The organism is Clavibacter davisi (assembly GCF_052751415.1).
This window is the reverse complement of sequence record NZ_CP199882.1, coordinates 2,638,545-2,664,092: the sequence shown is the minus strand read 5'-3', so window position 1 is coordinate 2,664,092 and position 25,548 is coordinate 2,638,545. Positions and strand designations below refer to the sequence as shown.

The following is a 25,548-nucleotide window of genomic DNA, read 5'->3' as shown; positions in this document are numbered from 1 at the left end:
CGCAGGCGGCTCCCGCTCGGGCGGTCCCCGCTCGGACGGCGCCCGCTCAGGCGGCCCGGCTGCGGCGGCCGAGGAGCCAGTCGACGCTGAAGCGGCCCGCTCCGACGAGCGCGACGACGACGAGGCCCGCGATCAGGGCGAGCACGAGCTCGTAGCCCCCGGCGTCGACGAAGACGCCCTTGCTGGCGTGCACGACGAAGAAGGCGCCGAGCAGGTTGACGATGTTCAGCGCCGCGACCACCGGGGTCAGGAGGCCGAGGATCAGCGCGGCTCCGCCGACGGTCTCGACCGTCGCGGCGAAGATCGCCGCCGCGGCCGGCACCGGGATGCCCATCTGCGTGAAGGAGGCGGTGGTGCCGTCGAGCGTGTACTCGAGGAACTTCTGGAGCCCGTGCGCCATGAGGATGAAGCCGATCGCCACGCGGGCGACGAGCAGGGCGGCGTCCTGGAGGACGGGCGTCGTGCGGGCGGGGTGGAGCAGCGTGCGCATGCGGGGTTCTCCTTCGTTCGGTGGTGCCTGGTGGTGGGCCGGCGGCCTCGGGAGGTCCGCCGACGAGGGGCGGATCGGTCCGCGTCGGTCTCCTCGGGCACGGCGATCACGCCGCGCACGACGATCACGCCGTGCGGAGGCCGCGCGACCCCGTCGGTCGCGCCCGGGTGGACGCCCGACGATCGTGCCGGGACGATCGAGGTCCATGGCGGCATCAGGCGGATGCCGCGGCGGGACCGCCGCGCGATCGGCGCGGTCCCCGGTGCCCCCAGCCCCTCGCGCTCATTCTTGAACGCTCAACGAACGTACGTGCCATGGTCCCGAGCCGTCAAGTCGCCCGCCCGTGGACGGGGGCGCCCGCCCGCCCCTCGCCGCCCGCGCGCGCCGTGCCAGCACGGATCCGTGCCCGGCGTCGAGTCCCGCCGCATCGATGGCTACGCGCGCGGCTGCGCGGACCCGATGGTGCTGGCGGCGGTGGGCGCCGGCGCGCCGGACGCGGGCTGACGCGTGTTCCTGCGGAGCCGGTCCCGAGGTCGCGAGACGTGGGGTCTCTGGATCCTCGGGCTCGGCCTGTGCGTGGTCTCGGTGCTCGGCCTCACGGGCGTCTTCGGCGAGTTGCGGGCCGGGCGCGGCACCGGCATCATCCTGTTCGGCGTGCCGCTGGGGATCTTCACGATCGGCCTGGGCATCGCCAACGCGATCCGCGGCGGGGGCGACACGGATGGGATGATCGACCGGTGATCATCCTCGGCGCGACCCCCATCGGCAACCTGGGCGACGCGTCGCGGCGGCTCGTGGAGGCGCTGTCCTCCGCCACGGTCGTGGCCGCCGAGGACACCCGCACGACCATCCGCCTGCTGACGGCGCTCGGCGTCGAGAACCGGCCGCGCCTCATCGCGCTGCACGACCACAACGAGCAGGAGCGCTCCGCCGACCTGGTGGAGCTCGCGCGCGAGACCGACGTGCTCGTGCTCTCCGACGCCGGCATGCCCGCCATCTCCGATCCGGGCTTCCACCTGGTGGAGGCGGCGGCCGCGGCGGGCGTGCGCGTCACGGTGATCCCCGGCCCGAGCGCCGTGCTCAGCGCGCTCGCCGTCTCCGGCCTCCCCACCGACCGCTTCACGTTCGAGGGCTTCCTGCCGCGCAAGGGCGGCGACCGGCGCCGCGTGCTCCGCGAGCTCGTGCGCGAGCGTCGCACCATGGTCTTCTTCGAGTCTCCGAACCGGCTCCAGGCGTCGCTCGAGGACGTCGTCGCCGAGTGGGGTCCGGACCGCCGGCTCGTCGTGTGCCGGGAGCTGACGAAGCTCTACGAGGAGGTGCGCCGCGGATCCGCCGCCGAGCTCGCCGCCTGGGCCGCGGAGGGCGTGCGCGGCGAGATCGTCGTGGTCGCGGAGGGCGCAGCCGCGCTCGAGGTGGACCTCGCGACGGGCGTCGCCCAGGTGCTCGAGCTGGTGTCCGACGGCGCGCGCCTCAAGGACGCGGCCGGCACCATCGCCGAGGCGACCGGCCTCGGCAAGCGCGACCTGTACCAGGCGGCGCTCCAGGCGCGGTGACGACGGCGCGGGACCGGCTGCCCGGTCAGTCGCCGCAGTGGCTGTTCGTGAAGTCCGGGACCTTGACGTACAGGACGGGCTGATCGTGCGCGACGCACCACGCGGCAGTCGACGCCAGGGAGGCCGCGACCGCGACGCCGATCGCCGCGACCGCTGTGCAGACGACGACGCCCTCGAAGAGGCAGGCGCCCAAGATGACGGCGGAGATCCCGGCGGCGCCGGCCCCCGCCCGCCACGCCTTGCGCGCGTTCACCGAGATGGTGGCCCAGTGGGTGACCTTGTTCCACCAGTGCTTGTCCTCGGCCAGGGGGTCGGAGGCGGGGCGTGATCCGGTGGAGGGGCTGAGCTCCGGGGTGGTCGGCTCGGCCCCGTGGATGCGGACGTCGGCGATCTCCTCGGTGGTCTGCCGGATGAGCGCCGCGCGGGTGGGGATCCGTGTCGCGTCCGCGTGGATCGCTGCGCGGGCGGCGAGGTCGACGTCGACGATCTGCTCGACGGTGATCTTCCCGGAGAGGACGTCCTCCGAGTAGGTGCCCCGGCTCATGGAGGCGGAGATCGCGGCGCGAGCGCCGTCGAGGGCGGCCTCGGAGGCGTGGGCGGGGGTGGGAGCGGTGAGCAAGGAGCCGGCGATGGCGACGAGTCCGGCGATGGCGACCCCGGTGGTGGCGCGTCCCATCCGGGTCCGGTGGCGCCGTGAGGTGCGGGGAGCATGCGGGGCAGGGCGGTGCGTCATGACGTCCTCTCATGGGGGTGCCGGGCGGGCGACCCGGCGCAGACGCGGGGGCCGCGCCCCCGCGATCGGAGAGCGTAGGCACGGGCGGACAGCACGCATGCACGCCCTGCACAGAGGGGCGCCGTGCGAACGGCCCGCCCGGACGCGACACCGCCCCGGTCGCCTCCTCGTGAGGCGGCGACCGGGGCGGTGGGCTGGGGCTGATCCGGGCATCCGCACGGGCGCGCCCGTGTGGGGCCCGTCTCGGCGAGGTCATCCCGTGGGGTCGTGCGTCACGCCATCAGTCGCGGCATCCGCTGGCCTTGAAGTCCGGGACGCTGACGTAGAGGAATGCATGGTGCTGGGCGAGGCAGTTCCCGGCTGCAGCGACCATGAAGGCGACGGCGGCGGTGGCCAGGAAGGCGAGGCCTCCGCAGATCACGTTGCCGCTGGCGAAGCAGGCGCCTGCGAGGATGCCGCCGACGGCGGCACTCGCGGCGCCGGCGCCGACGAGCGTCAGGGCGTCCGCCTTGAAGCCGAACCAGTGCGTCAGGTGGTTCCACCAGTGCTTGTCCTCGACGAGCGGATCGGTGGACGCGTGGGAGCGCGAGGAACCGGTCAGGGTGGGTGCGGCCGGAGCGGCGGCCACGGCGCGGAGGCTGGCGATGGCCGAGACGGCCTGCTGGGTGACCTCCGCGCGGCTCAGGACCGGCCCGGCGCTCGGGATGCGCCCCGTGGATCGGAGATCCATGGTGACGTCCACGAGCTGGTCGACGGTGACCTTCCCGGAGAGGAGGTCCTCCGTGTAGGTGCCGTGGTTCACGGACGAGGAGATCGCGGTCCGGGCCTCGGCGAGGGTCGACTCCGAGGCGTGGGCGGGTGCGACCGCCGTGAGGAGGGAGCCGACGACGGCGGCGAGCGCGACGACGGCGATGCCGGGGGTCGTCCGGAGCGTTCCGCGGCGGCGGGAGCGGGCGGCTCCCCGAGGGGGGAGGGGAAGCGGGCGAAGCGTCATGACAGCCTTTCGACGGGAGGAAGGTGCTGCGGCGCGGTCGGGAGGATCGAGGGCATCCGCGTCCCGATCCCGCGTGCGACCCGAGCGTAGGGATTAGGCGCCTCGGCGCGTGCGCTTCCTCCACGCGCCCGCACGCGTCGCCGGCCGTCACGCGGGAGGCGTGGACCCGCGCCGCTCGCGGAACGCGACCATGTTCATCCGGTTGCCGCAGCGCACGCTGCAAAAGCGCTTCGACCCGTTGCGGCTGAGGTCGACGAGCACGCCGTCGCAGTCGTCGGCGGCGCACACGCGGAGGCGGTCGGTCGCGTCGGAGCGGATGACGTCGACCAGGGCCATCGCGGCCTCCACGAGGATCCGGTCGGCGAGCGGCGCGTCGTCGGGCGTCGCGTGCAGGTGCCAGTCGAGCGCGTCGTGCCGCACGAGCCGGGGCGATGCGCGGTGCCGGGCGAGCAGCTCGTTCACGGCGTCGACCATGTCGTCGCGGTCGAGGGTCCAGATGGCGCGGAGCCGGGTGCGCGCGCGGCGCACCTCCTGGAGCTCGCGGTCGTCGCGGTCGAAGCGGCCGGAGAAGCCGCTGCGGGTCATGAGGTCCTCGAGCTGCTCGGGCGTCGCGAGCAGGTCGGTGCCGGATCGGGTGGCGCGCGGCGCCGTGTTGAGGACGACGGCGTCGAACGTGAGCACGTCCTCGGTGTCAGGGGTGAAATGCAAGTTGACTCCTTATCCGCGACCAGTCTAGCGTCAGGGGCGTAGGTCGTTTGGCCCCTGACGAGACGAGAGCACCATGCCCCGACGCCACCTCACCACCGGCCTGGTCCTCGCGATCGTGGCCGCCGCGTCCTTCGGGCTCTCGGGCGCGTTCGTGAAGCCGCTGCTGGAGTCGGGCTGGAGCCCGGTCGCGGCGGTGGCGCTGCGGGCGCTCATCGGCGGGCTGGTGCTCGCGCCGGTCGCGCTCGTGCAGCTCCGCGGCGACCTGCGGCCCGTCCTCCGGGCCTGGCGGCGCGTGCTCGGCATGGCGCTGGTCGGCGTCGCCGGGGCGCAGGGGATGTACTTCGCGGCCATCGAGCGGATCCCCGTCGGCACCGCCATCCTCATCGAGTTCATGGCGCCGCTGCTGCTCGTCGCGGTCGCGTGGGCGACCAGCCGGCGGCGGCCCGCGGTGCCCGTGCTCCTCGGATCCGTCGCGGCGGCCGGCGGGCTCGCGCTCGTGGTGTCGCCGTCGGGCGGCGGGGCGCTGGATCCGGTCGGCGTGCTGCTCGCGCTCGGCGCGATGGTGGGCTGCGCGGGCTACTTCGCGATCGCGGCGCGGGGCGCGGACGGCCTGCCGCCCGTGGCGCTCGCGGCCGCGGGGCTGCTCGTCGCGGCGGCGGTGCTGGGGCTCGTCGGGCTCACCGGGATCCTGCCGTTCACGGGGTCCGTCGCCGACGTCGAGATGCTCGGGCGCGTGGTGCCGTGGTGGGTGCCCATGCTCGTGGTGGGCGTGGTCGCGACCGCGCTCGCCTACGGCGCGGGGATCACGGGGAGCGCGATGCTCGGATCCCGCCTCGCGTCCTTCGTCGGCCTGCTCGAGGTGGCCGCTGCCGGCGCCTGGGCGTGGCTGCTGCTCGGCGAGGAGCTGACGGCGCTGCAGCTGGTGGGCGGCGCGCTGATCGTGGCGGGCATCGTCGCGGTGCGCTTCGACGCGCGGGCGGAGGCGCTGCCGCCGGGCCCGATGCCGGCGACCGGCCCGGATGCCGCGCTACGGGGCCGGTGACTCCGCCGCGTCCACCGGCTCGAGGTGGCGCAGCACGCGCTTGAGGTGCATCGCCGTGAGGACGCCCGGTCCCATCGCGCGGCCGAGCTCCTGCGACTGCTCGTCCACCGCCTCCACGAGCAGCCGCACCTGCCGGGCGGCCTCGCCCATGGCGCGGTGGCGCTCGGGGGAGTCGGGGTCGTCGAGGTCGAGCACGTCGGCGACCGCGTGGCAGGCGTCGCGGATGGGCGCGCCGATGCCGTGGTCGAGGCCGATGGATCCGCGCTGCTGCCAGATGGTGTCGGCGAGCGCCGCGGAGACGTCGCGGACGTGGAACACGATCTGGTCCATCGCCTCGAGCCGGGCGTGGTCGATGCGCACGTCGCGCTTGTTCACGAGCGCGCGCGGGTTGCCCTTGCGGCTCTCGTCGGCCTCCCGCAGGTCGGTGCGCACGGCGCGCGCGGTGCCGGCGAGGTCCTCGCTCGCGCGGATCCAGTCGGCGTGCGCGGGCGGGGAGTCGGACTCGACCGCGTCGCCCACCTCCCGCAGCCGCTGGGCGACCTCGCGCTGGAACGCGCTGATCCGGGCGGCCGCGCGTCCGCTCGACAGCGTCGGCGCGATGAGCACGTTGATGAGGAGTCCCGTCACCACGCCGACCGCCATCTGCACGAGGTAGCCGAGCGAGTACGTGTCGGCGTCCTGCCCGCCGATGATGAGCACGAACAGCGCGGCCATGGGCACGTACTCGCGGCCGGCGCCGAACCAGCCGGAGCCGGACAGGATCACGCCGATGCCGACGATCAGGGGGATGGACCACCACGTCGGGCCGGAGGTGAGGATCACCGCGGTGGCGAGGACGATGCCCGCCGCGAGCCCGAGGAGCGTCTGCAGGCCCGTGCGGGCGGATCCCATGAGCGTCGGGTACATGCTCACGAGCGCGCCGAGCGGCGCGTAGTAGGGGTACTCGTTCGCCACGCCGGGCACGTAGGGGGCGACGGCCCACGCGATGCCGACGGCGAGCGCGGTCTTCGCGGCGAGGAGGAGGCGGTCGGGGGAGGTGGCGGCGCGCCACGCGCCGACGACGGCGTGCTGGACGCGGTGGATCCCCATGACCCGAGGCTAGCGAGGCGGGGAGCGCGCGACCGCATCGGTCGTCGCGCTCCCCGCGTCGCGGGGGCGGCCGGGCGTCAGACGCGGGTCGCCTCGATCACCATGTCGTCGCGCGACGGGGTGCCGTCCGCGCGCTGGAGGCAGGTGATGACCACGAGGCGGCCCGGGGTGTCCGCCCAGACCGCGGCGTCGTCCGGCAGGGCGCCCTTGGCGACCGCCCGGCTGGATCCGACGGCGTAGTCGACGCCTGCCACCTCTATCTCCGCGCCGGGGGCGATGCGCGCGCTCCCCGCCTCGTCGTCGATCAGCAGGTCGCCGGGGCCCATCCCGCCGCCGCGCACCGAGTGCATGACGACGAACACCGTGCCGTCCGCCGCCCGCTCGGGCGCGACCCCGAGGTCGCGCACGCGGTACGCGGAGGTGAACCCCGGCGGATCCACGACGCCGCCGACCACGTCGACCGCGCCGAGCGGCACGTCGAGCCCGACCGACGGCGCCCGGAGGCGGCCGAGGCCGGAGTCGACGGCCGGCTGCGCGGATCCGTCGCCGGCGGGTGCGGTCTCGTCGGCCTGCACCGGCTGCCCGGCGAGGTCGCGCGGCCCGTCGGCCGCGGGCAGCGCGCCCACGGCCGACAGCGTGCCGACGACCACGGCGGCAGATGCCGCGACGACCGCGGCGGCGGTGAGCGCCCGCCGCCGGGTCGTCCGCGGATCCGCCGTCACCGCTGGTGCGACGCCCGGCGGCGGCGCGTCACGGCGAGTGCCGCGAGCGCGCCGAGGCCGAGGCCCGCGAGCGCCATCCCGGGCCACGGGGTCGCGGCGACGGGCGAGCCGCCGGTCGCGACCGCGGGGCCGGCGTGGTGCGCGGCGGTCGTGCCCGTCGAGCCTGCCGTGCCCGCCGTGCCTGCCGTCGTGGTGCCGGCGGCCCGGGCGGCGCTCACGGTGAGCGCGGCCGGATCCGTGACGGCCGCGCCCGACGCGTCGAGGAGCGTCAGCGTGTGCGCACCCGCCTCGGTGCCCGCGGGGATCGTGACGGTGCCCGCGACCAAGCCGTCGGACGCGGCGGTGAGGGTGCCCACGTCGGTCGGCGTCGAGTGGAGCTCGACCCGGTACGCGGCGCCCGGGGTGAGGCCGGACGCGCGGACCGCGACCGTCCCGCCCGCGACGGGCGCGGATGCGCCCGGCAGCTCGATCCGCGCGAGCCCGGCGGTGACGCGGTACGTGCGCGTGCTGCGCCCGTCCGCCGCGGTGACGACGACCGTGACGACGCGACCGGCGACGGTGACGGCCGCGCGGCTGCCGGCGTCGGCCAGGGCCACGTGCACGTCGGCGGGGGCGATCGACGCGCGGCCGACGGGCACGGTGGCGCCCGATGAGCCCGCCGCGTCGGCGACCGGCACGTCCACGCCGCCCACGGTGATGGACGTCGCGGCCGCGTCGTCGGACACGAGGAACTCCGCGCGGAGGGCGCGGATCTCCTGGTCGTCGACGCCGAGGGTCGTGCGGATGTAGGAGTCCATGCCCGCGTAGCGCGAGGCGATGCCGGCCTCGAAGGTGCCCTGGAGGAGCGCGGGCTTCGCCCAGTCCACGCCGAGCTGCGTGTTGGAGAGCAGGTAGTCGTGGAGGATGTCGGAGCTGCCGACGCCGAGGATCCGGTCGAGCAGGTCGACCACGGTGCCCGTGCGGTCCATGCCGTGCGAGCAGTGGATGAGGATCGTGCCGTCGCCCGTGTGCGACGCGATGGCCTGCAGCACCTGGCGGTACGCGCTGATCATGACGCCCGGGTGGGCGGCGTCGACGCGGCCCTTGTCGATGAGGTCCTGGTACATCACGGTGTCGTCGGGGTAGTCGCCGTCCGCGCCGAAGAGCGAGATCGCGACCGTCTTCGCGCCGGGGATCGGCACGTCGGGCTTCTTCTGGATCTGGCCGGGCGTGCGCAGGTCGATCACGAGGTCGACGTGGTGCGCGGTCGCGAGGGTCGCGGCGCCCGCCGCGGTGACCTTGTCGAGCGACTCGGTGCGGATCAGGTGGCTCGCGTCGACCGTGCGCCCGCCGAGGCCCCGGAAGGCGCCGAGCTCGCGGCCGTTGACGAGGCCGGGCACGTCGGTGATGAGGTGGTCGCTCGCCGTGGGAGCCGGCTGGAGCGCGGGGTCGGCGGCGGCGTGCGCGGGCGCGCCGATGCCGACGGAGAGCACCACGGCGGCGGCCGCCGCGGTGAGGGCGCCGATGCGCGCGGGAGCGGCACGGCGGGCAGGGGGGATCGTCACGTTCGTCCTTCTGTGATGGGATGCGCGCGGGGTCGCGCAGGCCGGCGTGCGCAGGCGCGCGGGAGCTCGGCATCAGGATCATCGGCCGTGGCGCGACCCCGTGCGTGAACGTGATGTTCTGCTTCCGTGAACTCCCGGGACGGGGGCGGATCGCTCCTCCGCGCGCGCCGTCCGAGCCCGACCGGGGATCGCGGGGTACGTACGCTCGGGCCATGACCGACATCGACTGGGACTCCGGCACCTGGACCACCGCGCCCGCCCACGTGGACGTCGCCGACGACGGGCTGCGCGTCACGGCCGTCGAGGGCAGCGACGCCTGGCGCACCACCTCCTACGGCTTCGTGCACGACACGGAGCACGCCCTCCTCGCGCCGCTCGAGCAGGGCGCGGCCATGGAGGTCGCGTTCCGCCTCGACTTCTCCGCCCAGTTCGACCAGGCCGGCATCTTCGTGAAGGTCGACGACAGCACGTGGACCAAGGCCGGCGTCGAGCGCAGCGACGGCCAGGACGGCCTCGGCGCCGTCGTCACCCGCGGCATGTCCGACTGGTCGCTGGCGCCCGTCCCCGACTGGCACGGCCGGCTCGTGACGATCCGCGCCAGCCGCTCCGGCGACGCGCTGACGGTCCGCGCGCGGGTGGACGACGAGCCGTGGCGCCTCGTGCGGGTGTCGCCGCTGGATCCCGACGCCGCCGTGATCGCGGGCCCCATGTGCTGCGCCCCGACGCGCGCCGGCTTCATCGTCCACTTCACCGCGTGGCGGACCGGGCCGGCGGACGCTGGCCTGCACCCCGGCGACTAGGTGGCGACGGCGCTCGCGTCCGCGTCCACCGTGCGCTGCGGCCAGGAGACGTTCACTCCGCGATCGGCACCGTCGCGCGGAACATCGGCCCGGCGAGGCGTGCGCGGAAGCGCGACTGCCCCTCGTCCAGGCCGCCCGCGAATGCACGCGCGCTCCCGATCTCGAAGCCGGACGGGTACGCCTCGCCCCCGGGATCATCGGCCGCCCCGAAGAACTCGACGGCGAGCCCCCGCAGCATCAGCCCGACGGCGTGCTCGACCTGATCGAGGTCGAACTCCCCCTCGCTCGTCTCCACGAAGCGGACCAGCACGCCGGAGCCGGCCATCGCCCAGAGCTCGTCTCCGCGCAGGGACAGGCGGACCGTGATCTCCGACGACTCGTCCCAGACCATGGCCTCCGTCGGCGCTCCGGAGCACGCATGAGCTCGCGCGGACCTCCCCAGACGATCGAGCAGCACGGCGAACCCCTTGTCAGGTCCAGACTCCACAAACGCCTCCCATCAGGATCACGTCGGCCACGAAGTGGACGGCGACGATCCACACCACGGACCCTCGGCACATCTTCCGGAGCACGCACATGGCGGCGCCGAACAGGCCTGCGAACAGCATCCCGACGCCGGCCGTCCCGTCACCACCAGAACGGCGGCTGCGTCACGTAGGGGCTCTCGAGCCGGGCGACCTCGTCGTCGGTCAGCTCCAGGTCGAGGGCGGCGACGGCGTCGGTGAGGTGGTGGGGCTTCGTCGCGCCGATGACCGGCGCGGCGACCGTCGGGTTCCGCAGCACCCACGCGAGCGCGACGCGCGCCATGGGCACGTCGCGCTCCGCGGCGACCTGCTCCACCGCGTCGATGACGGGGCCGTCGGCGTCGGTGTCGAACGCCTCGGCGACCTTGTCCGTCGCCGATCGCGCGGTCGTCGCGCCGCGAGGCCGGGTCAGCCTGCCCTTGCCGTTGGGGGAGTACGGCGTGAGGCCCACGCCCGTGTCGGCGCAGAGCGGGATCATCTCGCGCTCCTCCTCGCGCTTGAGGAGGTTGTACTGGTCCTGCATCGCGGCGAAGCCCGTCCATCCGTTGACCGCCGCGGCACGCTGGAGCTTCGCGAACTGCCAGGCGTGCATGGACGAGGCGCCGAGGTAGCGGACCTTCCCCGCGCGCACGACGTCGTCGAGCGCCTGCATCGTCTCCTCGACCGGGGTCTCCGGGTCGAAGCGGTGCAGGTAGTGGACGTCGATGTGATCCGTTCCGAGGCGGCGGAGCGAGGCGTCGACCTGCTCGAGGATCGCGGCCCGCGACAGGCCGGATCCGCCGGGTCCGTCGTGCATCCGCCCGGAGACCTTGGTCGCGAGCACGATGTCCTCGCGCCGGGAGAAGCGGCGGATGGCGCGGCCCACGTACTCCTCGCTCGTGCCCTGCTGATAGACGTTCGCGGTGTCCCAGAAGGTGATGCCGAGCTCGACCGCCTGGCGGAAGAAGGGCGCCGACGCGTCCTCGTCCATGGTCCAGGAGTGCATACCCCGGGTGGGATTGCCGTACGTCATGCAGCCGAGGGCGAGGCGGCTCACGCGGAGGCCGGTGCTGCCGAGTCGGGTGTGCTCCATGTGCCTGCTCCTTCGCGGTGGGCCTCCCACGTTACGGGTCGGGCGGTCCTCGCCGGCAGGCGCGGGGCGCAGTCAGCCGCACGGCCAGCGCATCTCGGGCCCCGGGCCTTCGGTCGCCGAACCTCTCCGGCGGTCGGATGCAGATCATCACCCCGGCGGACGTGTCGAGGGGGCGGCGGTGCGAGGGTGGGCGGATGCGCGCCGCCCGAGATCCCCGCCTCCGCTTCCTGCCCTGGTCCGTGCTCGCCCTGGCGTGGATCGGCTCCGTGGCCGTCGAGCAGGTGCTCTTCGGGAGCACGGTCGGCTGCGAGCTGTCGCCGGGCGGATCGGTCTTCGGCGATCCGGGATGGAGCTGGATCCCGCTCGGCCGCACCTGCACCTGGACGGTCGATGGCGCCACCGTCGTCCACGGGCCGTCGCTCACGGAGCTCCTGATCCCGGCGACGCTGGCCGTCTGGCTGGTGACGCTGCTGCGGGTCCCGGGCGCTCCGCGGGTTCCGTCGGCAGGGTGAGGATGCGGGCGCCGTCGGCGGTGATGGCGATGGTGTGCTCGCTGTGCGCGGTGCGGCAGCCCGTGGCGCTGCGGAGGGTCCAGCCGTCCGGGTCGGTCACGAGCCGGTCGGTGTCGATCATCGCCCAGGGCTCGAGCGCGAGCAGCAGCCCGGGGCGCAGCCGGTAGCCACGGCCGGGGCGTCCGGCGTTGGACACGTGCGGATCCTGGTGCATGGTCGACCCGATCCCGTGTCCGCCGTACTCCATGTTGATCGGGTAGCCGGCGTCGGCCAGTACGGTGCCGATCGCGTGCGAGATGTCCCCGAGGCGCGCGCCGGGGTCGGCCGCGGCGATGCCCGCCGCCAGGGCGCGCTCGGTCGCGTCGATCAGCGCGATGTCCTCCGGCCGGGCCGCCTGGCCGACGACGAAGCTGATCGCGGCGTCCGCGGCCACGCCGTCGAGCACGACGGCGAGGTCGAGCGTGAGGAGGTCGCCGTCCTGGAGCGCGCGGTCGTGGGGCAGCCCGTGCAGGACGGCGTCGTTGACGGCGGTGCAGATGTGGTGGCCGAAGGGCCCGTTGCCGAAGGACGGCGCGTAGTCGACGTAGCAGGAGGTGGCGCCGGCGTCGAGGATCATCGCCTTCGCCCACCTGTCGATGTCGAGGAGGTTCGTGCCGACGGTGGTGCGGCGGCGCAGGCTCTGGAGGATGTCGCCGACCAGATGGCCGGTGCGCTCGGCGCGGACCAGGCCGGCCGCGTCCTGGATCTCGATCATGGTGCTCCTCCTCAGCGTCGGTATATCTATACCGGGATGATCATACCGACACTACGATGGGCGCATGGTCCGCTTGCCGCTCACGCCCGCCGAGATCGAGCGCGGTCGGCGCCTCGGCGCCCTCCTGCGTCACGCGCGGGCCGACCGGTCGATCGTGGACACGGCCCTGGCCGCGGGCATCTCGCCGGAGACGCTGAGGAAGATCGAGTCGGGCAGGGTCGCGACGCCGGCGTTCACGACGATCGCCGCCATCGCGGCCGTCGTCGACGTGTCCCTGGATGCGGTGTGGGCGGGGATCACCGAACCGGTCGGCGAGGCGGAGCCGCGTCGCTCCGGTCGCGGGTCACGGGAGCGGTTGGCGTCCTGAGGGCACCAGCGGGCGGGAGTCCCCGTCCGTCGGATCCACCCCGCCCCGTGCCCTCGGCGGAGCGGCCGTGCCGCTTCGAGCCGCCGCGGCGTCAGGACTCGTCGCGGAAGTCCGAGATCGTGCGCTCCACGAGACGCGCGTCGTCGAAGGTGACGTCGCAGCCGTCGCTCTGGGGTGACTGGGCCTCGAACCCGACCTCGAGCGGCTCGTGGCCGTTCGGGAGCGAGAACGCGCGGATGAGCGCCCATCGTTCCCCGTCCACGGATGCGTGGAAGGCGAAGACCCTCCCCTTCCGAGAGATGCGCAGGTGCACGTGATCCCCGTCGATCGGGAAGGCGTTGGCGTCGTCGGAGACGCGGTCGTTGACGACGCTGACGATCATGCCCTGCCCCTGCGGCGAGAACTCCAAGCAGAGCTTCGCCCACGTCTCGCGGTCGTGGCGCAGGAACAGCACGCCGGCATCGAACGTGCCCACGAAGCGGACGCGGACGCGCGCGCTGAGCTGGAAGTCGCCGACGGGCGCATCGGTCAGGAGCGTCGCGGCGTCGCGCAGCGTCGACGACGTGACCTGCCCGCCGTCGTCGCCGCCCGGGTCGGTGAAGATGTCCGTGCCCGGGATGCTCGTGACGGTGATGCGACCCGTGGCGGGGTCGACCTCCCAGCGATCCTCGGGGAAGGGGCGGAAGGGCGTGCTGATGCCGGGGATCTCGAGGGTCACGCTCTGCGTCCGTTCGGGTCGGGGTGTGCGGGCTGCGTGGGGTGATGCGGGGTGCGAGGACCGCTGCCACGGAGGCGAGAGCGAGCGGGACGATGAGCGCGGCGCGGAGACCGTGCTCCTCGCCGATGAACCCGAGCACGGGCGGGCCGACGAGGAAGGCGACGTAGCCGACGGTCGCCACGAGCGACACGCGTGCGGCGCTGTCGGCACCGGAGGCGCCCGCTGCGCTGAGCGCGACGGGGAAGCCGAGCGACGCTCCCAGACCCCAGAGGATGACGGCGGCCCCCGCGGACACCTGACACACTCTCGACCTCCTCGCAGACAGCCGCGCCGTGCTCAAGGCGATCACCGCCCCCGGGCCGGATGGGAGCGCGTCCGCGCTCTGCGGATCCCCTATGGCATAGCTGAGCCAGCGGTATCGTCCGCACGAGGTACGCCAGTCGCGCCGCGACCGGCGTCCCTTGTTCGTCGGTCTAATTGCTTGGGAAGCGACGTTGGCGCACGGCATCTAACATCAGATTCACTATCTGATGCCGCCCCTACGAACTCCTGCGGGCAACTCGAGCAGTGTCCGTATCTCGATGCCGTAAAAACGGCGCATCCCCCTAGTTTGTCTGGACCGGCTATCGCGAGAGCACGCTGTACACGTAGACGAGCGATGTCGTCTCTGTCTCGCCGCGCAACACCACCAGCTGCTCCCTGTGGCGCAATGTCTTCACGTCGGTTGCGCCGAGCTGCCGGAGAACGCTCTCCCCGTCCTCCGTGCTGAGCGTCTGCCCTGGCTCAGCCGACGGATAGGACGCTCCGTCGCCGAGGCTGACGCCGTCACCGACGTTGTGCAGCTCGAGGACTCCGCTGACGATCTCGGGGCTGCCCAGCGAACCGTGAAACAGGGTCGCAGAGGACTGCAGGACTTTCGCAGAGGCTCCGTCCCACCTCAGCCCGGCGACCAGCTCGAGCGTCTCCGCCGGGACGTCGTGGCATCTGTCGGTGACCGAGTTGCAGATGCCGTACGCCGTCGTCTGGGCAACTACGTGCTTCACCCCGTAGACGCCGAGAAGCACCACCGTCGTCGTCAGCGCTGTCACACCGATCGTCCAGGCCCGCTTGTGCATGATCACCCCTGTCGCCTCCGTCACCCTGCCACACCCGTTGGCGTGACCGCATCGGTCGCGAGACGGACGAAACCGTTTGGCGTCCCGAGGTGGGGACGCCAAACGGGTTCCGTTCAGACCAGCAGGTAGGTCTTGTACTGCTGCAGGAAGTCCTTCGCGAACTGCCCGGCTTCCTCCGACGAGTACTGGTACGGGCTCTGTGCGAACTTCAGGTACAGGGCAGTCTGGAAGGTGGCGTAGTCCGAGGAGAGTGCCGGGACGAGCGCTTGGGTCAGGGTGCGGACAGCGGTGATGTCGCTGCCTTCGAAGCGCTGCCTGAGGAAGTCTTCGAGGCGGGATCGGTAGCCGCCGTCGGCACTATAGAAGTTGCGGATGACCGCGTTGGCTGGGCCCCCCTGGTTCCGGAGGGTCGAAGCGATGAGCCATCCGTCGATGTCCTCGAAGAAGTCGTCCGGGCCGAAGCCGCTCGATGCTTTCAGGAACAGATTCTCTTTCGTGTACTGGTCGATGTCCTGCCGGCCTTTCGCGACCCAGGTGCCAACGAATTGAACGAAATCTCCTGCCCAGCCGCCGCCCTCGCCGAGGTTGACGTCTCGGGAGTCCAGGGGGTGCTGGAGGAGCGCGTCGACCGCTGCTGCAACGTGCGTCGGGTCCATCTGGATGTGGCGCGGACTCGGTTCGGTGTAGTTTTGCGGCCGCCGAAGACCGGTCTTGTCGACGAATGAGATGAATCCGAGGTCGAGCTGACCGGCGATCACGGCCCACTCTGCAGCGTCGATGCCGTTGTTGTCGCCGACGCCTGAGCCGTAGTTCGGGTATCGCATGTACTGGAGAACGAGGCGGTCAGGTGTGGTCGTGGCGTTCCCGGAGCTGGACCAGGTCTGCGCGTACGCCTGCAGGGCGTCGATGTACGCGAAGAACTGTGCCAGTGGCTTTCCCGAGGTATTCACGGCGTTGATTCCGGTGTCTCGTCCAGAGACGACGTTCTTGTCGATTTCCACTGCGCCGGAGCCGGAACCAATGGTGAGGGTCTGGATCTGGTTGAAGGCCCAGTTGCTCGGAAGTGGATACCCGAGGTTGCCGCTGAAGCCGGTCGACAGTCCGGCGATGTACGAGGTCCGGGCGAGCCCGGCGGCGCTGACGATCGAGCAGGTGTTGCGGGAACCGTAGATGCCAATTCCGTAAGCGCCCCCGAGGTTGTTCATCTTCGTGTTGAGAGCGGCGAAGTACGGCATGACGGCGCTTCGGACCTGGTCCTCTACCACGTCGACGTCAACCGCGAAGTAGATCGTCGTGCCGGCCGGGATGCCGTAGGTCACAGCGGCGTCGTAGGCCCGCTGGGCATCCTTCGTGCCCTGCGCTGCGGTGAACCAGGAGGCCTTGTAACCACCTTCTTCGAAGATGGGGAACAGGCGGAGACCAGCACCGAAGATGACCTCAAGTTCACCCGGCTTGATTTTCTTGTCGAGGAAGTTCGTCGCCTGCTCGTTGGTGAGGTACCGGCCGACGATGGTGTAGCCGGCTGCATTGAGGGACTGAGCCCGCGCGGGGGTGATCGTGGACGCCATGTCAGCGCCAGCACCGGGACGGTTCGGGTCACCAGTGCTGACGATCAGTTCCGCCCACGTTGGATAGTCGCCGCCCGCTACGTCGGCTGATCAGCACGCGGTTCGGCTCCTGTGGCGTCCGGTCATCGGGCCCCTGTCGGACGCACAGGTCGTGTCGTCGTCCTCGGACGCGCCGACGGATTTCCGCATCCCTCACCACAAGGTGCCGCGGAGGTCGATGACTCCCGCGCGCCAGTCGGAGACGGCTCGGGTGACGGGGAGCATCAGGATCGGGTCGTCGGTCGTCACGACGATCGAGAACCAGACGAAATCCGACAGCCGACGCGGACTACGGGAGCTGCGGGGGCGCGATCAGTTCGAGGAATCCACCGAGGGCACCTTCGAGGTAGATGATGCGTGTGCCGGCTCGGGCGCCACCAGCCATCCGGTGAGGTGTGCCGACCGGTCTCCAGCCGTGTCCAGCGAAGAGCTCGAGCACACGATCGAGGTCGGAGACCGTGAGCGCGATGTGCATCATGCCGACCTGTCCGGGCGAGCCGGCGGACTCGAGCAGGAGGGGCGGGTCGTACTGAAGCAGCTCTACCCGGTGGGGGCCGAGCGTCACCGTCGCTGCGCGGATCACGGCTCCACGGACGCCGGTGGTCGCCGCCGTGACGTCCACGTCGAGCGTGAAGGTGCGCTCGAGCACGAACCCGAGACCGGAGCACCACAGCACCAACGCGTCGTCGAGGTCGGCCACGGTGAGACCGGAATGAGCGATGTCGGAGATGAGCGGTGATGCCATGACATCAGTATCGAGCTCCGACACGCCTGCCCGAGGGAAGAGGGTCCCGACACCCGATCCCCTGGCGGACGCCTCCGACGGGAGTGCTTCGTCGCGCGAGGGCAGACTCGGGGCATGGCTTCGCAGGAGCGACTTCGCCGTCGAGGTGTGGTCGTGGGCTCGAGCGTCTGCGCACTCGTGATGGCAGTCGGCGAGGTGGTCGTAGGAGTGCTCGCTTTCTCGGTCGCCGATCGGGGGAGCGGTAGCCCCTTCGTCGCGGTGGGCGTGGTGATGCTCATCGTGGCCGCACTCATGGTGACGCTCGGAGTCCTCGGCTTCGTGATCGCTCGCAAGCCGAAGTAGCCGGTCGCCCACGGGCGCTTCCTGGTGGATGGTGACCGATGCTTCCTCCGCGCGTATCCGCCGGGGATCGTTTGCCGGACGCGGCTTGGAGGTGCAACCATCGCCGAATGGGTGAAGGCTCACGACTCAAAGCGGAGCGGGGGCCTGCGCCGATTCCGGCCGAGACTGACGAACCGGCGGTTCCCCGGGACTGGCCGGATGGCCACGTTGTTGTGACGATCACTGACCCCGACGATGACGAGTGCATCGCGATCAGCATTCACGGTGTTCTTTACGACCTCCACTCGACGACCGCGCGTGAGTGGAACATCATGCTCGGTGAGCGGCTGGACGAGTGGAATGAGACGGCCAAGAAGCGCGGGGTCCCTGGCGTCTGAGTGCGCGCCTCGACGGCTCGACCGGGCGCGCACCGGACGAGAGCCCAACGGCCGTCTCAATAGCCATTCCCCTGTCGGACGCCCGGGTCACTTCGTCGTGGTCGGACGCGCCGGCGGATTCCCGGCATCGCCACCCGCTGGAGGCGTAGGTCGGGACGACCTCCGGCCGGCAGCCCAGGTACCCGTACTCGATGCCGGCCGTCGAGCGCATCGGGCGGGCGAGCTGACTCATCAGGCGTCTGCCGAGACCTCCTCCTCGGGGATGCTCGCTGACGAGCACGCCTCCCGTCCTGCCCGCGGCGACGTCGTGCTCTCCCACGGCGATGACGCGTCGTCGGAATGCCGCGTGCGCGACCAGCTCGGATCCGTGGGTGACGAGCAGGTGCATGTCCGCGGGGGAGTAGCCGTAGGGCGCGTCAAGGGTCCAGGGCCCGTAGCCGTCGAGGTACTCGCGGTCGAAGAGCGCCCGGAGCTGCTCGAGGTGGGTGCGGCTCAGATCGTGATGTCGTACGACTTCGATGTGCTCGTCCACGATCCGAACCTAGGGCGCAGGCCGCCGGCCGGCAGCCGGCCGGGCCGACTGTCCGGGTGGGATCCCCTGCCGATACGGTGCTGACATGCTCCCTGGCCCCTCCGCACGGCTCCGATTCCGTGAGATGACCCCAGCAGACCTCGACGACATGGCCGGACTGCTCGGAGACCCTCGGGTCATGGAGTTCTACACCGCGACGAAGAGCCGTGACGATGCGGCGCGATGGATCGCATGGAACCAGGACAACTACGAAGCCCACGGCTTCGGACTATGGATCATCGAGACGCACGCAGGGCACTTCGTCGGTGACTGCGGACTGACCTGGCAGGACGTCAACGGCATCCCGATGCTCGAGGTCGGCTACCACGTGCGCCCGGCATTCCAAGGACAGGGCTACGCAACCGAGGCAGCGGCTGCCTGTCGGGACTTCGCCCGTGCTGAGCTCGACGCGGCCGAACTCGTCGCGATCATCCATCCCGACAACACTGCCTCCGAGAGGGTCGCGCAGAAGATCGGGATGACCCGACGAGAGGACGACCACGGCAGCCCCATCGCCGTTCGCATGGTGCTCGGTATGACGCTGTGAACGCGTCTCGATAGCCGATCCCCTGTCGAGACGCCTCAAGACCATGGTCGGGTCGGCTCGTCAGGGGAGCTCGTCCGCGGACACTATCGATCGAATGGGCGGCAGAACGCGCCGCGCGTTCCCGCCCGCCTCGTCGATGATCACCGCGACGGCGGCCAGCTCCGCGCCAGCGGTGGCGACCAGGCGCTGCGCTGCCACGGCCTGACTGCCGGTCTCGATCCAGTCATCGATCAAGCCGACCCTCTGGCCTGGCGAGAAGTGGTCTCGTCTCGCGTGGAAGACCTGCGTCCTGCCGCGGTAGTCCGGCATGCTCTGGTGCCGGACCACGTCGCCGGGGAACTTCGCACCGTCCTTGCGGATGGGAGAGAACCCGATCCCGAGGGCGATCGCGACCGCCGGTCCGAGCACGAACCCCCTGGCCTCGATGCCGACGATCACCTCGAGCTCCTGGTCGACCAGCAGGTCAGCCAGTGCATGCACGACGGCCCGCAGCGCGGCCGGGTCCCGCAGCATCGTCCAGGTGTCAGCGTCGCCGTCGATCCACCGGAAGTGCTCGAGGACGCGCCGGCGGGCCAGGAGCTGTATCGCGGGATCGGCCATGCGGCAACCGTAACGGCGGGCGCGCGAATCGCTCCGGTGACCGATCCCCCTCCAGACGAACGAGCGACTCCAGGCGCCGCCCCTCCGCTTCAACGGTCGCATGGTCATAGAAGCCACACCCGAGCGAAGCAGCACTGGTGTTCTCCGGACCTGGGGCTAGCGGACGGGTTCGGGGATCTCGAAGCGATCAACCACTATTTGGCCGCCCTCGAGGACGACCTATGCGACAGGATGGGGGCATGAGCTTTGATCGCCTGAATGACGGCTGGGTCCGCCTCGACAGCAACGTCTACTACCTTTCCGCTTACTGGATCCACCCGTTCCCCCTCGGTGAGCATCAGGAGCACGACAGCCCGATCCGGGACTACGACGACGGAGGCATCGGCGCCGTTCAGTGGGTGAACATCACTCACAACACCGCGGCGATTCTCAAGTCGGACGGCTCATGGAAGAGCGGTGGAAAGTTCCACCTGTGGATCTCTCCGGGAGCCGGCAAGCTTCCGTACGACGTCCAGTTCGCGAAGCCAATCGAGATCATCGGCGGCGACCCGGACAGTTGGACTCTTCGTAAGCGTGAGGCAATCCTCCTGGCAGAGGCATTCCTTGGGATCGATCCGGCGATCTCCAACCCCTCGCCGCGGTTCTGACCGTCGCCCCTCGGAGCACCCGCAGTGGCGACGAACGCGTACGCGCGCACTAGGTGAGTCCTGCGGAGGCGGTGGCCTTGTGCTGCACGAGCATGGGTGTTGCAGTGAAGTCCATCCAGAGCTCGTAGTCTTCACGCGGCTGAAGCCACCTATCGCTGGTGCGTATGAGGATCACGCCGACGATCGCGCTTAGCAGAAGGGACACTGCCCACAGGACGGTTCCGAATGAGTCGTCAAATCCGGCGCTTTCCCGGGCGCTTGACGCAAAGCCCCAGCCAACCACAGGCCCTCCAATGTTCTCACCTGTTGTATCTAGCGATACGCGAGGAGGTTCATCAACGTAGCGCCAGCGAAAATTGGCGCGAGACGGGCGCGAGGTCTTGGGGACGTTCGGCCGCATTGCGTCGCGCCGCCGTGCATTGCGGTCAGCGTCCGGTGGTAGTGCCAGCGTCCCGGTGGGAGCGAGGCCGTCGGTCGAGTGTCGCCGGGGAGTGGGCTGGACCTCCGCCACATGACGTAAAAGTTGATTATCCGCCGCACCTCAGCGCCACCAGCCACGCATCCACCGCATCCTCCCGCTCCACCCGGAACCCCGCCCGCTCGTACAGCCGCCGCGCCGCGCTGCCCTGGAGCACGTCGAGGCGGAAGGGGAGGTCGTCGTCGCGCCGGGCCATGGTCTCGCGCAGCACCTCGCCGCCGATGCCGCGGCCCTGCACCGCGGGGTCCAGGTAGAAGTGCTCGATCCAGTGGGCGTCGGGCTCGTCGCGGCGCGCGATGAGGCCCGCGTCGCGGCCGGCGACGCGGATCACCGAGGTGCGCTCGGGCGCCCAGCCGTCGAGGAAGCGGCGGCGGACCCGCACCGGATCCCATCGGCCGAGCCGCTCGAGGTCGGGCCACAGCGCGACGGCGCGGAGCTCGGCCATCCAGGTCGCGTCGTCGGGGAGGGCGGGCCGGAGGATCCAGCGGGGGAGCGGCGCGGGCGCCACCCGGAGGTCGCGCTCCATGCAGACGCTCGTCGGATCCGCGCCGTACGGCCCGAAGCGCGGCACGTGCCGGTAGCCGCCGCGCTCGTACATCGCGATGGCCGCGGTCTGGGGCAGTCCCGTCTCGAGCCGCATGACGTGGGCGCCGATCTCGCGCGCCCGCTCCTCCGCGGCGACCAGCAGCGCGCGCCCGACGCCGAGGCCGCGCGCCGCGTCGGTCACGAACACGCGCTTCAGCTCCGCGGATCCGTCGCCGCCGTCCACGACCGCCGCCGTGCCGAGAGCGCGGCCGTCGTCGCGCGCGACGAGGAACGTGACGCCAAGCCGGTCGAGGGCCGCGACGTCGAGGCCGTGGTAGTTCTCGGCCGGGTAGAGGGCGAGCGCGAACTCGTCGGCCTGCCGCAGGAGCGGCAGCACGTCGGCGGTGCGGGGGGACTCGGGGTCGACGGTGAGCACGCCCCAGCGTAGGACGGCCCCGGCGGTGGATACGCTGGACCGGTGCCACGCGGACGAGGCCCCGAGCCCTCCGCGACGGTGCCCCGACCGTGAGGAAGAGCATGCAGATCCACCGCGTCCGCGTCCACCGCAGCGACGAGGCCCTGCCTCCCGGGGAGCAGCTGGCGGGGCGCATCGCCGCCGTCGCCGCGGATCCCGTCGAGGTCGACGCCGAGGTCACCGAGATGATCGTCAACCGCATCATCGACAACGCGGCCGTCGCGACCGCCTCGCTCACCCGCGCGCCCGTCGTCGCGGCGCGCGCGCAGGCCCTGGCGCACGGGCCGTCCACGGGCGGCGCGGGCGCGACCGTCGTGGGCGCGGATCCCGCCACCCGCGTCAGCGCCGAGTGGGCCGCCTGGGCGAACGGCGTGGCCGTGCGCGAGCTCGACTACCACGACACCTTCCTCGCCGCGGAGTACTCGCACCCGGGAGACAACATCCCGCCGATCCTCGCGGCCGCGCAGCACGCCGCCGCGGCCGGCCGTCCCGACGGCCGCGCGCTCACGGGCGCCGACGTGATCCGCGGCATCGCCACCGGCTACGAGATCCAGGTGGACCTCGTGAAGGCCATCAGCCTGCACGCGCACAAGATCGACCACGTCGCGCACCTCGGCCCGTCGGCCGCGGCCGGCATCGGCACGCTCCTCAACCTCGACGAGGAGACCGTGTTCCAGGCCGTCGGCCAGGCCCTGCACACCACGACCGCCACGCGGCAGTCGCGCAAGGGCGCGATCAGCACGTGGAAGGCGCACGCGCCCGCGTTCGCCGGGAAGATGGCCGTCGAGGCGATCGACCGGGCGATGCGCGGCCAGACCAGCCCCACCCCCATCTACGAGGGCGAGGACGGCGTCATCGCGTGGCTGCTCGACGGCCCCGCGGCCTCCTACGACGTGCCGCTGCCCGCACCCGGCGAGGCCAAGCGGGCGATCCTCGACACGTACACGAAGGAGCACTCGGCCGAGTACCAGGCGCAGGCGTGGATCGACCTCGCCCGCCGCCTGCACCAGGCCCACCCGGTGCTCGCCGACGCGGACGCGATCGACCGCGTCCTCATCCACTCGTCGCACCACACGCACGTCGTCATCGGATCCGGCGCCAACGACCCGCAGAAGTACGACCCGCGCGCCAGCCGCGAGACGCTCGACCACTCGATCCCGTACATCTTCACGGTCGCGCTGCAGGACGGCACCTGGCACCACGTCGACTCGTACGCGCCCGAGCGCGCCGGCCGCCCCGACACGGTCGACCTCTGGCGCCGCGTCACCACGACCGAGGACCCGGAGTGGACCCGCCGGTACCACTCCATGGATCCGGCCGAGAAGGCGTTCGGCGGCCGGGTGGAGATCCGCCTGACCGACGGCTCGACCATCGTCGACGAGATCGCCGTCGCCGACGCGCACCCGCTCGGCGCCCGGCCGTTCGCGCGCGCCGACTACGTGGGCAAGCTCCGCACGCTCGCCGACGGCGTGCTCGAGGACCGCGAGGTCGACCGCTTCCTCGCCCTCGTCGAGCGCCTGCCCGAGCTCACCGCCGACGAGCTCGCCGGCCTCACCGTGACCGCCCGGCCCGGCCTGCTCGACGGCGCCGGCTCCCCGAAGGGACTCCTCTAGTGCTGCACTCCACCCTCACCTCCGCCGCCAAGCGCCGCGCGTTCCGCGAGCGGCTGGCATCGGGTGAGCTGCTCCGGATGCCCGGCGCGTTCAACCCGCTCTCGGCCCGCCTCATCCAGGACAAGGGCATGGACGGCGTCTACATCTCGGGCGCCGTGCTCTCGGCGGACCTCGGTCTGCCCGACATCGGCCTCACCACGCTCACCGAGGTGGCCGGGCGTTCGCAGCAGATCGCGCGCGTCACCGACCTGCCCTGCCTCGTGGACGCGGACACGGGCTTCGGCGAGCCGATTAACGTCGCGCGCACGGTGCAGATGCTCGAGGACGCCGGCGTCGCGGGCCTCCACATCGAGGACCAGGTGAACCCGAAGCGCTGCGGCCACCTCGACGGGAAGCAGGTGGTGGACGAGTCGACCGCGCTGAAGCGGATCCGCGCCGCCGTCGACGCCCGCCGCGACCCCGACCTGCTCGTCATGGCCCGCACCGACGTGCGCGGCGTCGACGGCATGGCCGCGGCGGTCGATCGCGCGAAGGCGCTGGTGGACGCGGGCGCCGATGCCATCTTCCCCGAGGCCATGGCCGACCTCGCCGAGTTCGAGGCGATGCGCGCCGCGGTGGACGTGCCGATCCTCGCCAACATGACCGAGTTCGGGAAGAGCGAGCTGTCCACGACGCAGCAGCTCGCGGACGTGGGCGTGAACATCGTCATCTACCCGGTGTCGCTCCTGCGCCTCGCGATGGGCGCCGCCGAGCGCGGCCTCGACGCGATCCTCGAGGAGGGCACGCTCGCGTCGAAGGTGCCCGAGATGCAGACCCGCGCCCGCCTCTACGAGCTCCTCGACTACGCGGGCTACAGCGCGTTCGACGAGGACGTCTTCACGTTCACGCTCGAGGGGAACCGCGGCGGGGCGTGATCCTCACGCGTCCGTGACCGAGGGGCGCGACTCCTTCCGGCGTCGGCGTCGCGCGTGGCGGGCGACCACGATCGCTGTGGCCCCCGCGGTGATGGCGGCGACCACGCCGGTCGTCCCGAGGGTGGGCGCCAGGGGGAGCGGCTGCCATTCGGCGAGCACGGCCAACCAGGCGAGGGAGATGACCGCGGTCAGGATGACGACGGCGAGCGCCGACGTGCGCCGCCGGAGCTCCGGGCGGTGCCGCGCGAGGTGATCCGGCAGGCCCGCCAGCGCGCCGGCGGCCAGCCCGACGACGAAGGCCATGACCGCGGCGAAGAGCATCGCCTGCAGCACGACCGGGAGGAATCTGCCGTCGTCGGAGCCGGCCCGGCTGGTGATGCTGCTGAGCGCGACCAATGACCCGGGGATCAGGAGCACCGCCACCGCGCCGCCCACCGCGGTGGTCCACGGGAGCACGTGGAGGAGGGTGCGGGGTTCGTCGTCGTGCGAGGTCGCGTGCGGCATCAGGCGCGCGCCCCGGGCGCGTGCTCGTCGAGGCGCCGGAGCGATCCGTCGAGCGCGAGTCCCCGGGTGAGGACGCCCATCGCGTGCGACGCGAGGACCTGGCCCACGCGGGAACCCGCGCGCACCCCGCCGGATCGGGCGGCGGGGGCGGCGGGCATTCCGCGAGGCTAGCCGCGGGGCGCTGCGGGCGCTGCGGCGTGTGCACAGTGGGACGCGGATCCTCGTGCCTCGCGGCGTGCGGCCGGCGCGAGGTGGCGGACTGCGCGCTCCTCGGCGGGATCCCGGCGTCGGCGCCTCAGAGCCGGACGACGCGGTACGTCTCGTCCACCGCGAAGCCCGCGCGGGCGTAGACGGCGATCGCGCGCGGGCTCGAGTGCACGCGCACGTACCGGCAGCCCGCGGCGCGGGCGTCGTCGAGCAGCGCGGCGACCAGCCGGGAGCCGGTCCCGGATCCCCGCAGCTCGGGGACGACGTAGACCGACTGCACGTCGCCCGCGACGCGGCTCAGGTCGTCCGGCGTCGGCGGCCGGTCCGTGAGGGCGAGCCAGGCCAGGCCCACGACGACGCCGTCCCGCTCGGCGACGATGCAGCGGTGCGTCCCCGCGTGCGCGTCGGCGAAGGCGGTGGTCGCGGCGACGTAGCCGGCGGGATCGGTCACGGGCGCCGTGCCCGACTCGTCGACGGACCACCGCCAGCGCAGCTCCGCGACCGCTCGCATGTCCGCGGGCTCGGCCGCGCGGATCGCGATCTCGTCCGCACCGGGGACGGCGTGGGCCTCGTCGCCGGGACGGTCGGGGAGCGGATCGTCGGCGGTCATGCTCCGACGCTAGGCGACGCCGGACGGCCTGCGCGGAGGGCCCGCCGGA

General features: G+C 72.2%; 33 protein-coding genes and 1 pseudogene. 12 read left to right on the top strand and 22 right to left on the bottom strand.

What is annotated here, in order from left to right:
- Positions 1 to 46: 46 nt before the first annotated feature.
- Complete coding sequence (locus ACU4ZT_RS12590; protein ID WP_414764250.1) at positions 47 to 490, bottom strand: DoxX family protein; 444 nt, start codon at positions 488 to 490, stop codon at positions 47 to 49.
- A gap of 507 nt (positions 491 to 997) precedes the next feature.
- On the opposite strand from ACU4ZT_RS12590, the gene ACU4ZT_RS12585 reads away from it, so the two are divergent.
- Together ACU4ZT_RS12585 and rsmI are read left to right on the top strand one after the other, a co-directional pair.
- Entirely contained in the window at positions 998 to 1,231 is a 234-nt protein-coding gene (locus tag ACU4ZT_RS12585) for a hypothetical protein (protein ID WP_063071464.1), read from the top strand.
- Complete coding sequence (gene rsmI, locus ACU4ZT_RS12580) at positions 1,228 to 2,043, top strand: 16S rRNA (cytidine(1402)-2'-O)-methyltransferase (protein WP_445337301.1); 816 nt, start codon at positions 1,228 to 1,230, stop codon at positions 2,041 to 2,043. Before ACU4ZT_RS12585 ends, rsmI begins: the two co-directional genes overlap by 4 nt.
- A 25-nt stretch (positions 2,044 to 2,068) precedes the next feature.
- Here the strand turns inward: rsmI and ACU4ZT_RS12575 are convergent, their stop codons facing one another.
- The 3 genes from ACU4ZT_RS12575 to ACU4ZT_RS12565 all read right to left on the bottom strand — a co-directional run bounded on the left by ACU4ZT_RS12575 (position 2,069) and on the right by ACU4ZT_RS12565 (position 4,478).
- Positions 2,069 to 2,719 carry a hypothetical protein gene (locus ACU4ZT_RS12575; RefSeq protein ID WP_063071462.1) on the bottom strand — a complete coding sequence of 217 codons (651 nt, stop codon included), beginning with the start codon at positions 2,717 to 2,719 and terminating at the stop codon, positions 2,069 to 2,071.
- Between the two features lie 337 nt (positions 2,720 to 3,056).
- On the bottom strand, positions 3,057 to 3,770 hold the full coding sequence (locus ACU4ZT_RS12570; protein ID WP_270979720.1) for a hypothetical protein: 714 nt from the start codon (positions 3,768 to 3,770) through the stop codon (positions 3,057 to 3,059).
- Positions 3,771 to 3,917: 147 nt separating this feature from the next.
- A complete protein-coding gene (locus ACU4ZT_RS12565) occupies positions 3,918 to 4,478 on the bottom strand; it encodes a CGNR zinc finger domain-containing protein (protein WP_445337300.1) in 561 nt (186 codons plus the stop codon).
- A gap of 73 nt (positions 4,479 to 4,551) precedes the next feature.
- Here ACU4ZT_RS12565 and ACU4ZT_RS12560 point away from each other — a divergent pair, with 73 nt between their 5' ends.
- Positions 4,552 to 5,520: an EamA family transporter gene (locus tag ACU4ZT_RS12560; RefSeq protein ID WP_063071459.1), complete on the top strand. Its 969-nt coding sequence runs from the start codon at positions 4,552 to 4,554 to the stop codon at positions 5,518 to 5,520.
- Here ACU4ZT_RS12560 and ACU4ZT_RS12555 read toward each other — a convergent pair.
- From ACU4ZT_RS12555 to ACU4ZT_RS12545, 3 genes are all read right to left on the bottom strand, one after another.
- Positions 5,506 to 6,609, bottom strand: coding sequence for an FUSC family protein (locus ACU4ZT_RS12555; RefSeq protein WP_445337299.1), 1,104 nt, complete (start codon positions 6,607 to 6,609; stop codon positions 5,506 to 5,508). The two genes, ACU4ZT_RS12560 and ACU4ZT_RS12555, sit on opposite strands and share 15 nt — an antisense overlap.
- 77 nt (positions 6,610 to 6,686) lie before the next feature.
- Positions 6,687 to 7,331: a sortase family protein gene (locus tag ACU4ZT_RS12550; RefSeq protein ID WP_414749106.1), complete on the bottom strand. Its 645-nt coding sequence runs from the start codon at positions 7,329 to 7,331 to the stop codon at positions 6,687 to 6,689.
- Positions 7,328 to 8,875, bottom strand: a complete 1,548-nt coding sequence (locus ACU4ZT_RS12545; RefSeq protein ID WP_445337298.1) for a tyrosine-protein phosphatase — start codon at positions 8,873 to 8,875, stop codon at positions 7,328 to 7,330. Before ACU4ZT_RS12545 ends, ACU4ZT_RS12550 begins: the two co-directional genes overlap by 4 nt.
- A 212-nt stretch (positions 8,876 to 9,087) precedes the next feature.
- Between ACU4ZT_RS12545 and ACU4ZT_RS12540 the strand changes: the two genes are divergently transcribed.
- Positions 9,088 to 9,675, top strand: coding sequence for a DUF1349 domain-containing protein (locus ACU4ZT_RS12540; RefSeq protein ID WP_445337297.1), 588 nt, complete (start codon positions 9,088 to 9,090; stop codon positions 9,673 to 9,675).
- Positions 9,676 to 9,727: 52 nt separating this feature from the next.
- Here the strand turns inward: ACU4ZT_RS12540 and ACU4ZT_RS12535 are convergent, their stop codons facing one another.
- The 3 genes from ACU4ZT_RS12535 to ACU4ZT_RS12525 form a co-directional block, all read right to left on the bottom strand.
- Positions 9,728 to 10,066, bottom strand: a complete 339-nt coding sequence (locus tag ACU4ZT_RS12535; protein WP_415293473.1) for a hypothetical protein — start codon at positions 10,064 to 10,066, stop codon at positions 9,728 to 9,730.
- A 79-nt stretch (positions 10,067 to 10,145) separates the two neighbouring features.
- Positions 10,146 to 10,283 (bottom strand): hypothetical protein, encoded by a 138-nt coding sequence (locus ACU4ZT_RS12530; RefSeq protein WP_445337296.1) that lies wholly within the window; start codon positions 10,281 to 10,283, stop codon positions 10,146 to 10,148.
- Positions 10,284 to 10,302: 19 nt separating this feature from the next.
- Positions 10,303 to 11,271 (bottom strand): aldo/keto reductase, encoded by a 969-nt coding sequence (locus tag ACU4ZT_RS12525; protein ID WP_445337295.1) that lies wholly within the window; start codon positions 11,269 to 11,271, stop codon positions 10,303 to 10,305.
- A 194-nt stretch (positions 11,272 to 11,465) separates the two neighbouring features.
- Here ACU4ZT_RS12525 and ACU4ZT_RS12520 point away from each other — a divergent pair, with 194 nt between their 5' ends.
- A complete protein-coding gene (locus ACU4ZT_RS12520) occupies positions 11,466 to 11,783 on the top strand; it encodes a hypothetical protein (protein WP_445337294.1) in 318 nt (105 codons plus the stop codon).
- On the opposite strand, the gene map is transcribed toward ACU4ZT_RS12520, so the two are convergent.
- Positions 11,692 to 12,537, bottom strand: a complete 846-nt coding sequence (gene map, locus ACU4ZT_RS12515; RefSeq protein WP_445337293.1) for a type I methionyl aminopeptidase — start codon at positions 12,535 to 12,537, stop codon at positions 11,692 to 11,694. The genes ACU4ZT_RS12520 and map overlap by 92 nt on opposite strands.
- A gap of 64 nt (positions 12,538 to 12,601) precedes the next feature.
- Between map and ACU4ZT_RS12510 the strand changes: the two genes are divergently transcribed.
- Positions 12,602 to 12,904: a helix-turn-helix domain-containing protein gene (locus tag ACU4ZT_RS12510; protein ID WP_445337292.1), complete on the top strand. Its 303-nt coding sequence runs from the start codon at positions 12,602 to 12,604 to the stop codon at positions 12,902 to 12,904.
- A gap of 91 nt (positions 12,905 to 12,995) precedes the next feature.
- Here the strand turns inward: ACU4ZT_RS12510 and ACU4ZT_RS12505 are convergent, their stop codons facing one another.
- The 5 genes and pseudogenes from ACU4ZT_RS12505 to ACU4ZT_RS12485 all read right to left on the bottom strand — a co-directional run bounded on the left by ACU4ZT_RS12505 (position 12,996) and on the right by ACU4ZT_RS12485 (position 17,113).
- A complete protein-coding gene (locus ACU4ZT_RS12505; RefSeq protein WP_445337291.1) occupies positions 12,996 to 13,622 on the bottom strand; it encodes a DUF1349 domain-containing protein in 627 nt (208 codons plus the stop codon).
- Positions 13,623 to 13,662: 40 nt separating this feature from the next.
- Positions 13,663 to 14,130: pseudogene (locus ACU4ZT_RS12500) on the bottom strand (hypothetical protein); the annotation flags it as partial.
- A 115-nt stretch (positions 14,131 to 14,245) separates the two neighbouring features.
- On the bottom strand, positions 14,246 to 14,743 hold the full coding sequence (locus ACU4ZT_RS12495) for a hypothetical protein (RefSeq protein ID WP_445337290.1): 498 nt from the start codon (positions 14,741 to 14,743) through the stop codon (positions 14,246 to 14,248).
- A gap of 107 nt (positions 14,744 to 14,850) precedes the next feature.
- A complete protein-coding gene (locus tag ACU4ZT_RS12490; protein ID WP_445337289.1) occupies positions 14,851 to 16,305 on the bottom strand; it encodes a glycoside hydrolase domain-containing protein in 1,455 nt (484 codons plus the stop codon).
- Between the two features lie 328 nt (positions 16,306 to 16,633).
- Entirely contained in the window at positions 16,634 to 17,113 is a 480-nt protein-coding gene (locus tag ACU4ZT_RS12485; RefSeq protein ID WP_445337288.1) for a VOC family protein, read from the bottom strand.
- Positions 17,114 to 17,203: 90 nt separating this feature from the next.
- Between ACU4ZT_RS12485 and ACU4ZT_RS12480 the strand changes: the two genes are divergently transcribed.
- Together ACU4ZT_RS12480 and ACU4ZT_RS12475 are read left to right on the top strand one after the other, a co-directional pair.
- Positions 17,204 to 17,431, top strand: coding sequence for a hypothetical protein (locus ACU4ZT_RS12480; protein ID WP_445337287.1), 228 nt, complete (start codon positions 17,204 to 17,206; stop codon positions 17,429 to 17,431).
- Positions 17,432 to 17,538: 107 nt separating this feature from the next.
- Positions 17,539 to 17,808 (top strand): hypothetical protein, encoded by a 270-nt coding sequence (locus ACU4ZT_RS12475; RefSeq protein ID WP_445338691.1) that lies wholly within the window; start codon positions 17,539 to 17,541, stop codon positions 17,806 to 17,808.
- Here ACU4ZT_RS12475 and ACU4ZT_RS12470 read toward each other — a convergent pair.
- Entirely contained in the window at positions 17,741 to 18,340 is a 600-nt protein-coding gene (locus ACU4ZT_RS12470; RefSeq protein WP_445337286.1) for a GNAT family N-acetyltransferase, read from the bottom strand. The two genes, ACU4ZT_RS12475 and ACU4ZT_RS12470, sit on opposite strands and share 68 nt — an antisense overlap.
- Positions 18,341 to 18,425: 85 nt before the next feature.
- On the opposite strand from ACU4ZT_RS12470, the gene ACU4ZT_RS12465 reads away from it, so the two are divergent.
- Positions 18,426 to 18,926, top strand: coding sequence for a GNAT family N-acetyltransferase (locus tag ACU4ZT_RS12465; protein ID WP_445337285.1), 501 nt, complete (start codon positions 18,426 to 18,428; stop codon positions 18,924 to 18,926).
- A 60-nt stretch (positions 18,927 to 18,986) separates the two neighbouring features.
- Here ACU4ZT_RS12465 and ACU4ZT_RS12460 read toward each other — a convergent pair whose 3' ends face one another.
- Entirely contained in the window at positions 18,987 to 19,526 is a 540-nt protein-coding gene (locus ACU4ZT_RS12460; protein ID WP_445337284.1) for a phosphoribosyltransferase family protein, read from the bottom strand.
- Positions 19,527 to 19,765: 239 nt separating this feature from the next.
- On the opposite strand from ACU4ZT_RS12460, the gene ACU4ZT_RS12455 reads away from it, so the two are divergent.
- The gene (locus ACU4ZT_RS12455) at positions 19,766 to 20,173 is read left to right on the top strand and encodes a hypothetical protein (protein WP_445337283.1); all 408 of its coding nucleotides are present in this window, start codon (positions 19,766 to 19,768) and stop codon (positions 20,171 to 20,173) included.
- A gap of 527 nt (positions 20,174 to 20,700) precedes the next feature.
- Here the strand turns inward: ACU4ZT_RS12455 and ACU4ZT_RS12450 are convergent.
- Positions 20,701 to 21,612, bottom strand: a complete 912-nt coding sequence (locus ACU4ZT_RS12450; protein WP_445337282.1) for a GNAT family N-acetyltransferase — start codon at positions 21,610 to 21,612, stop codon at positions 20,701 to 20,703.
- Positions 21,613 to 21,713: 101 nt separating this feature from the next.
- On the opposite strand from ACU4ZT_RS12450, the gene ACU4ZT_RS12445 reads away from it, so the two are divergent.
- Positions 21,714 to 23,264, top strand: coding sequence for an MmgE/PrpD family protein (locus tag ACU4ZT_RS12445; RefSeq protein ID WP_445337281.1), 1,551 nt, complete (start codon positions 21,714 to 21,716; stop codon positions 23,262 to 23,264).
- Positions 23,264 to 24,178 carry a methylisocitrate lyase gene (gene prpB / locus ACU4ZT_RS12440; RefSeq protein ID WP_445337280.1) on the top strand — a complete coding sequence of 305 codons (915 nt, stop codon included), beginning with the start codon at positions 23,264 to 23,266 and terminating at the stop codon, positions 24,176 to 24,178. Before ACU4ZT_RS12445 ends, prpB begins: the two co-directional genes overlap by 1 nt.
- Positions 24,179 to 24,181: 3 nt before the next feature.
- On the opposite strand, the gene ACU4ZT_RS12435 is transcribed toward prpB, so the two are convergent.
- The 3 genes from ACU4ZT_RS12435 to ACU4ZT_RS12425 all read right to left on the bottom strand — a co-directional run bounded on the left by ACU4ZT_RS12435 (position 24,182) and on the right by ACU4ZT_RS12425 (position 25,499).
- Positions 24,182 to 24,682, bottom strand: coding sequence for a hypothetical protein (locus tag ACU4ZT_RS12435; RefSeq protein ID WP_063071087.1), 501 nt, complete (start codon positions 24,680 to 24,682; stop codon positions 24,182 to 24,184).
- Positions 24,682 to 24,840, bottom strand: a complete 159-nt coding sequence (locus ACU4ZT_RS12430) for a hypothetical protein (protein WP_175345468.1) — start codon at positions 24,838 to 24,840, stop codon at positions 24,682 to 24,684. The genes ACU4ZT_RS12435 and ACU4ZT_RS12430 overlap by 1 nt, the downstream gene beginning before the upstream one ends.
- 137 nt (positions 24,841 to 24,977) lie before the next feature.
- Complete coding sequence (locus ACU4ZT_RS12425) at positions 24,978 to 25,499, bottom strand: GNAT family N-acetyltransferase (protein WP_445337279.1); 522 nt, start codon at positions 25,497 to 25,499, stop codon at positions 24,978 to 24,980.
- Positions 25,500 to 25,548: the final 49 nt, after the last annotated feature.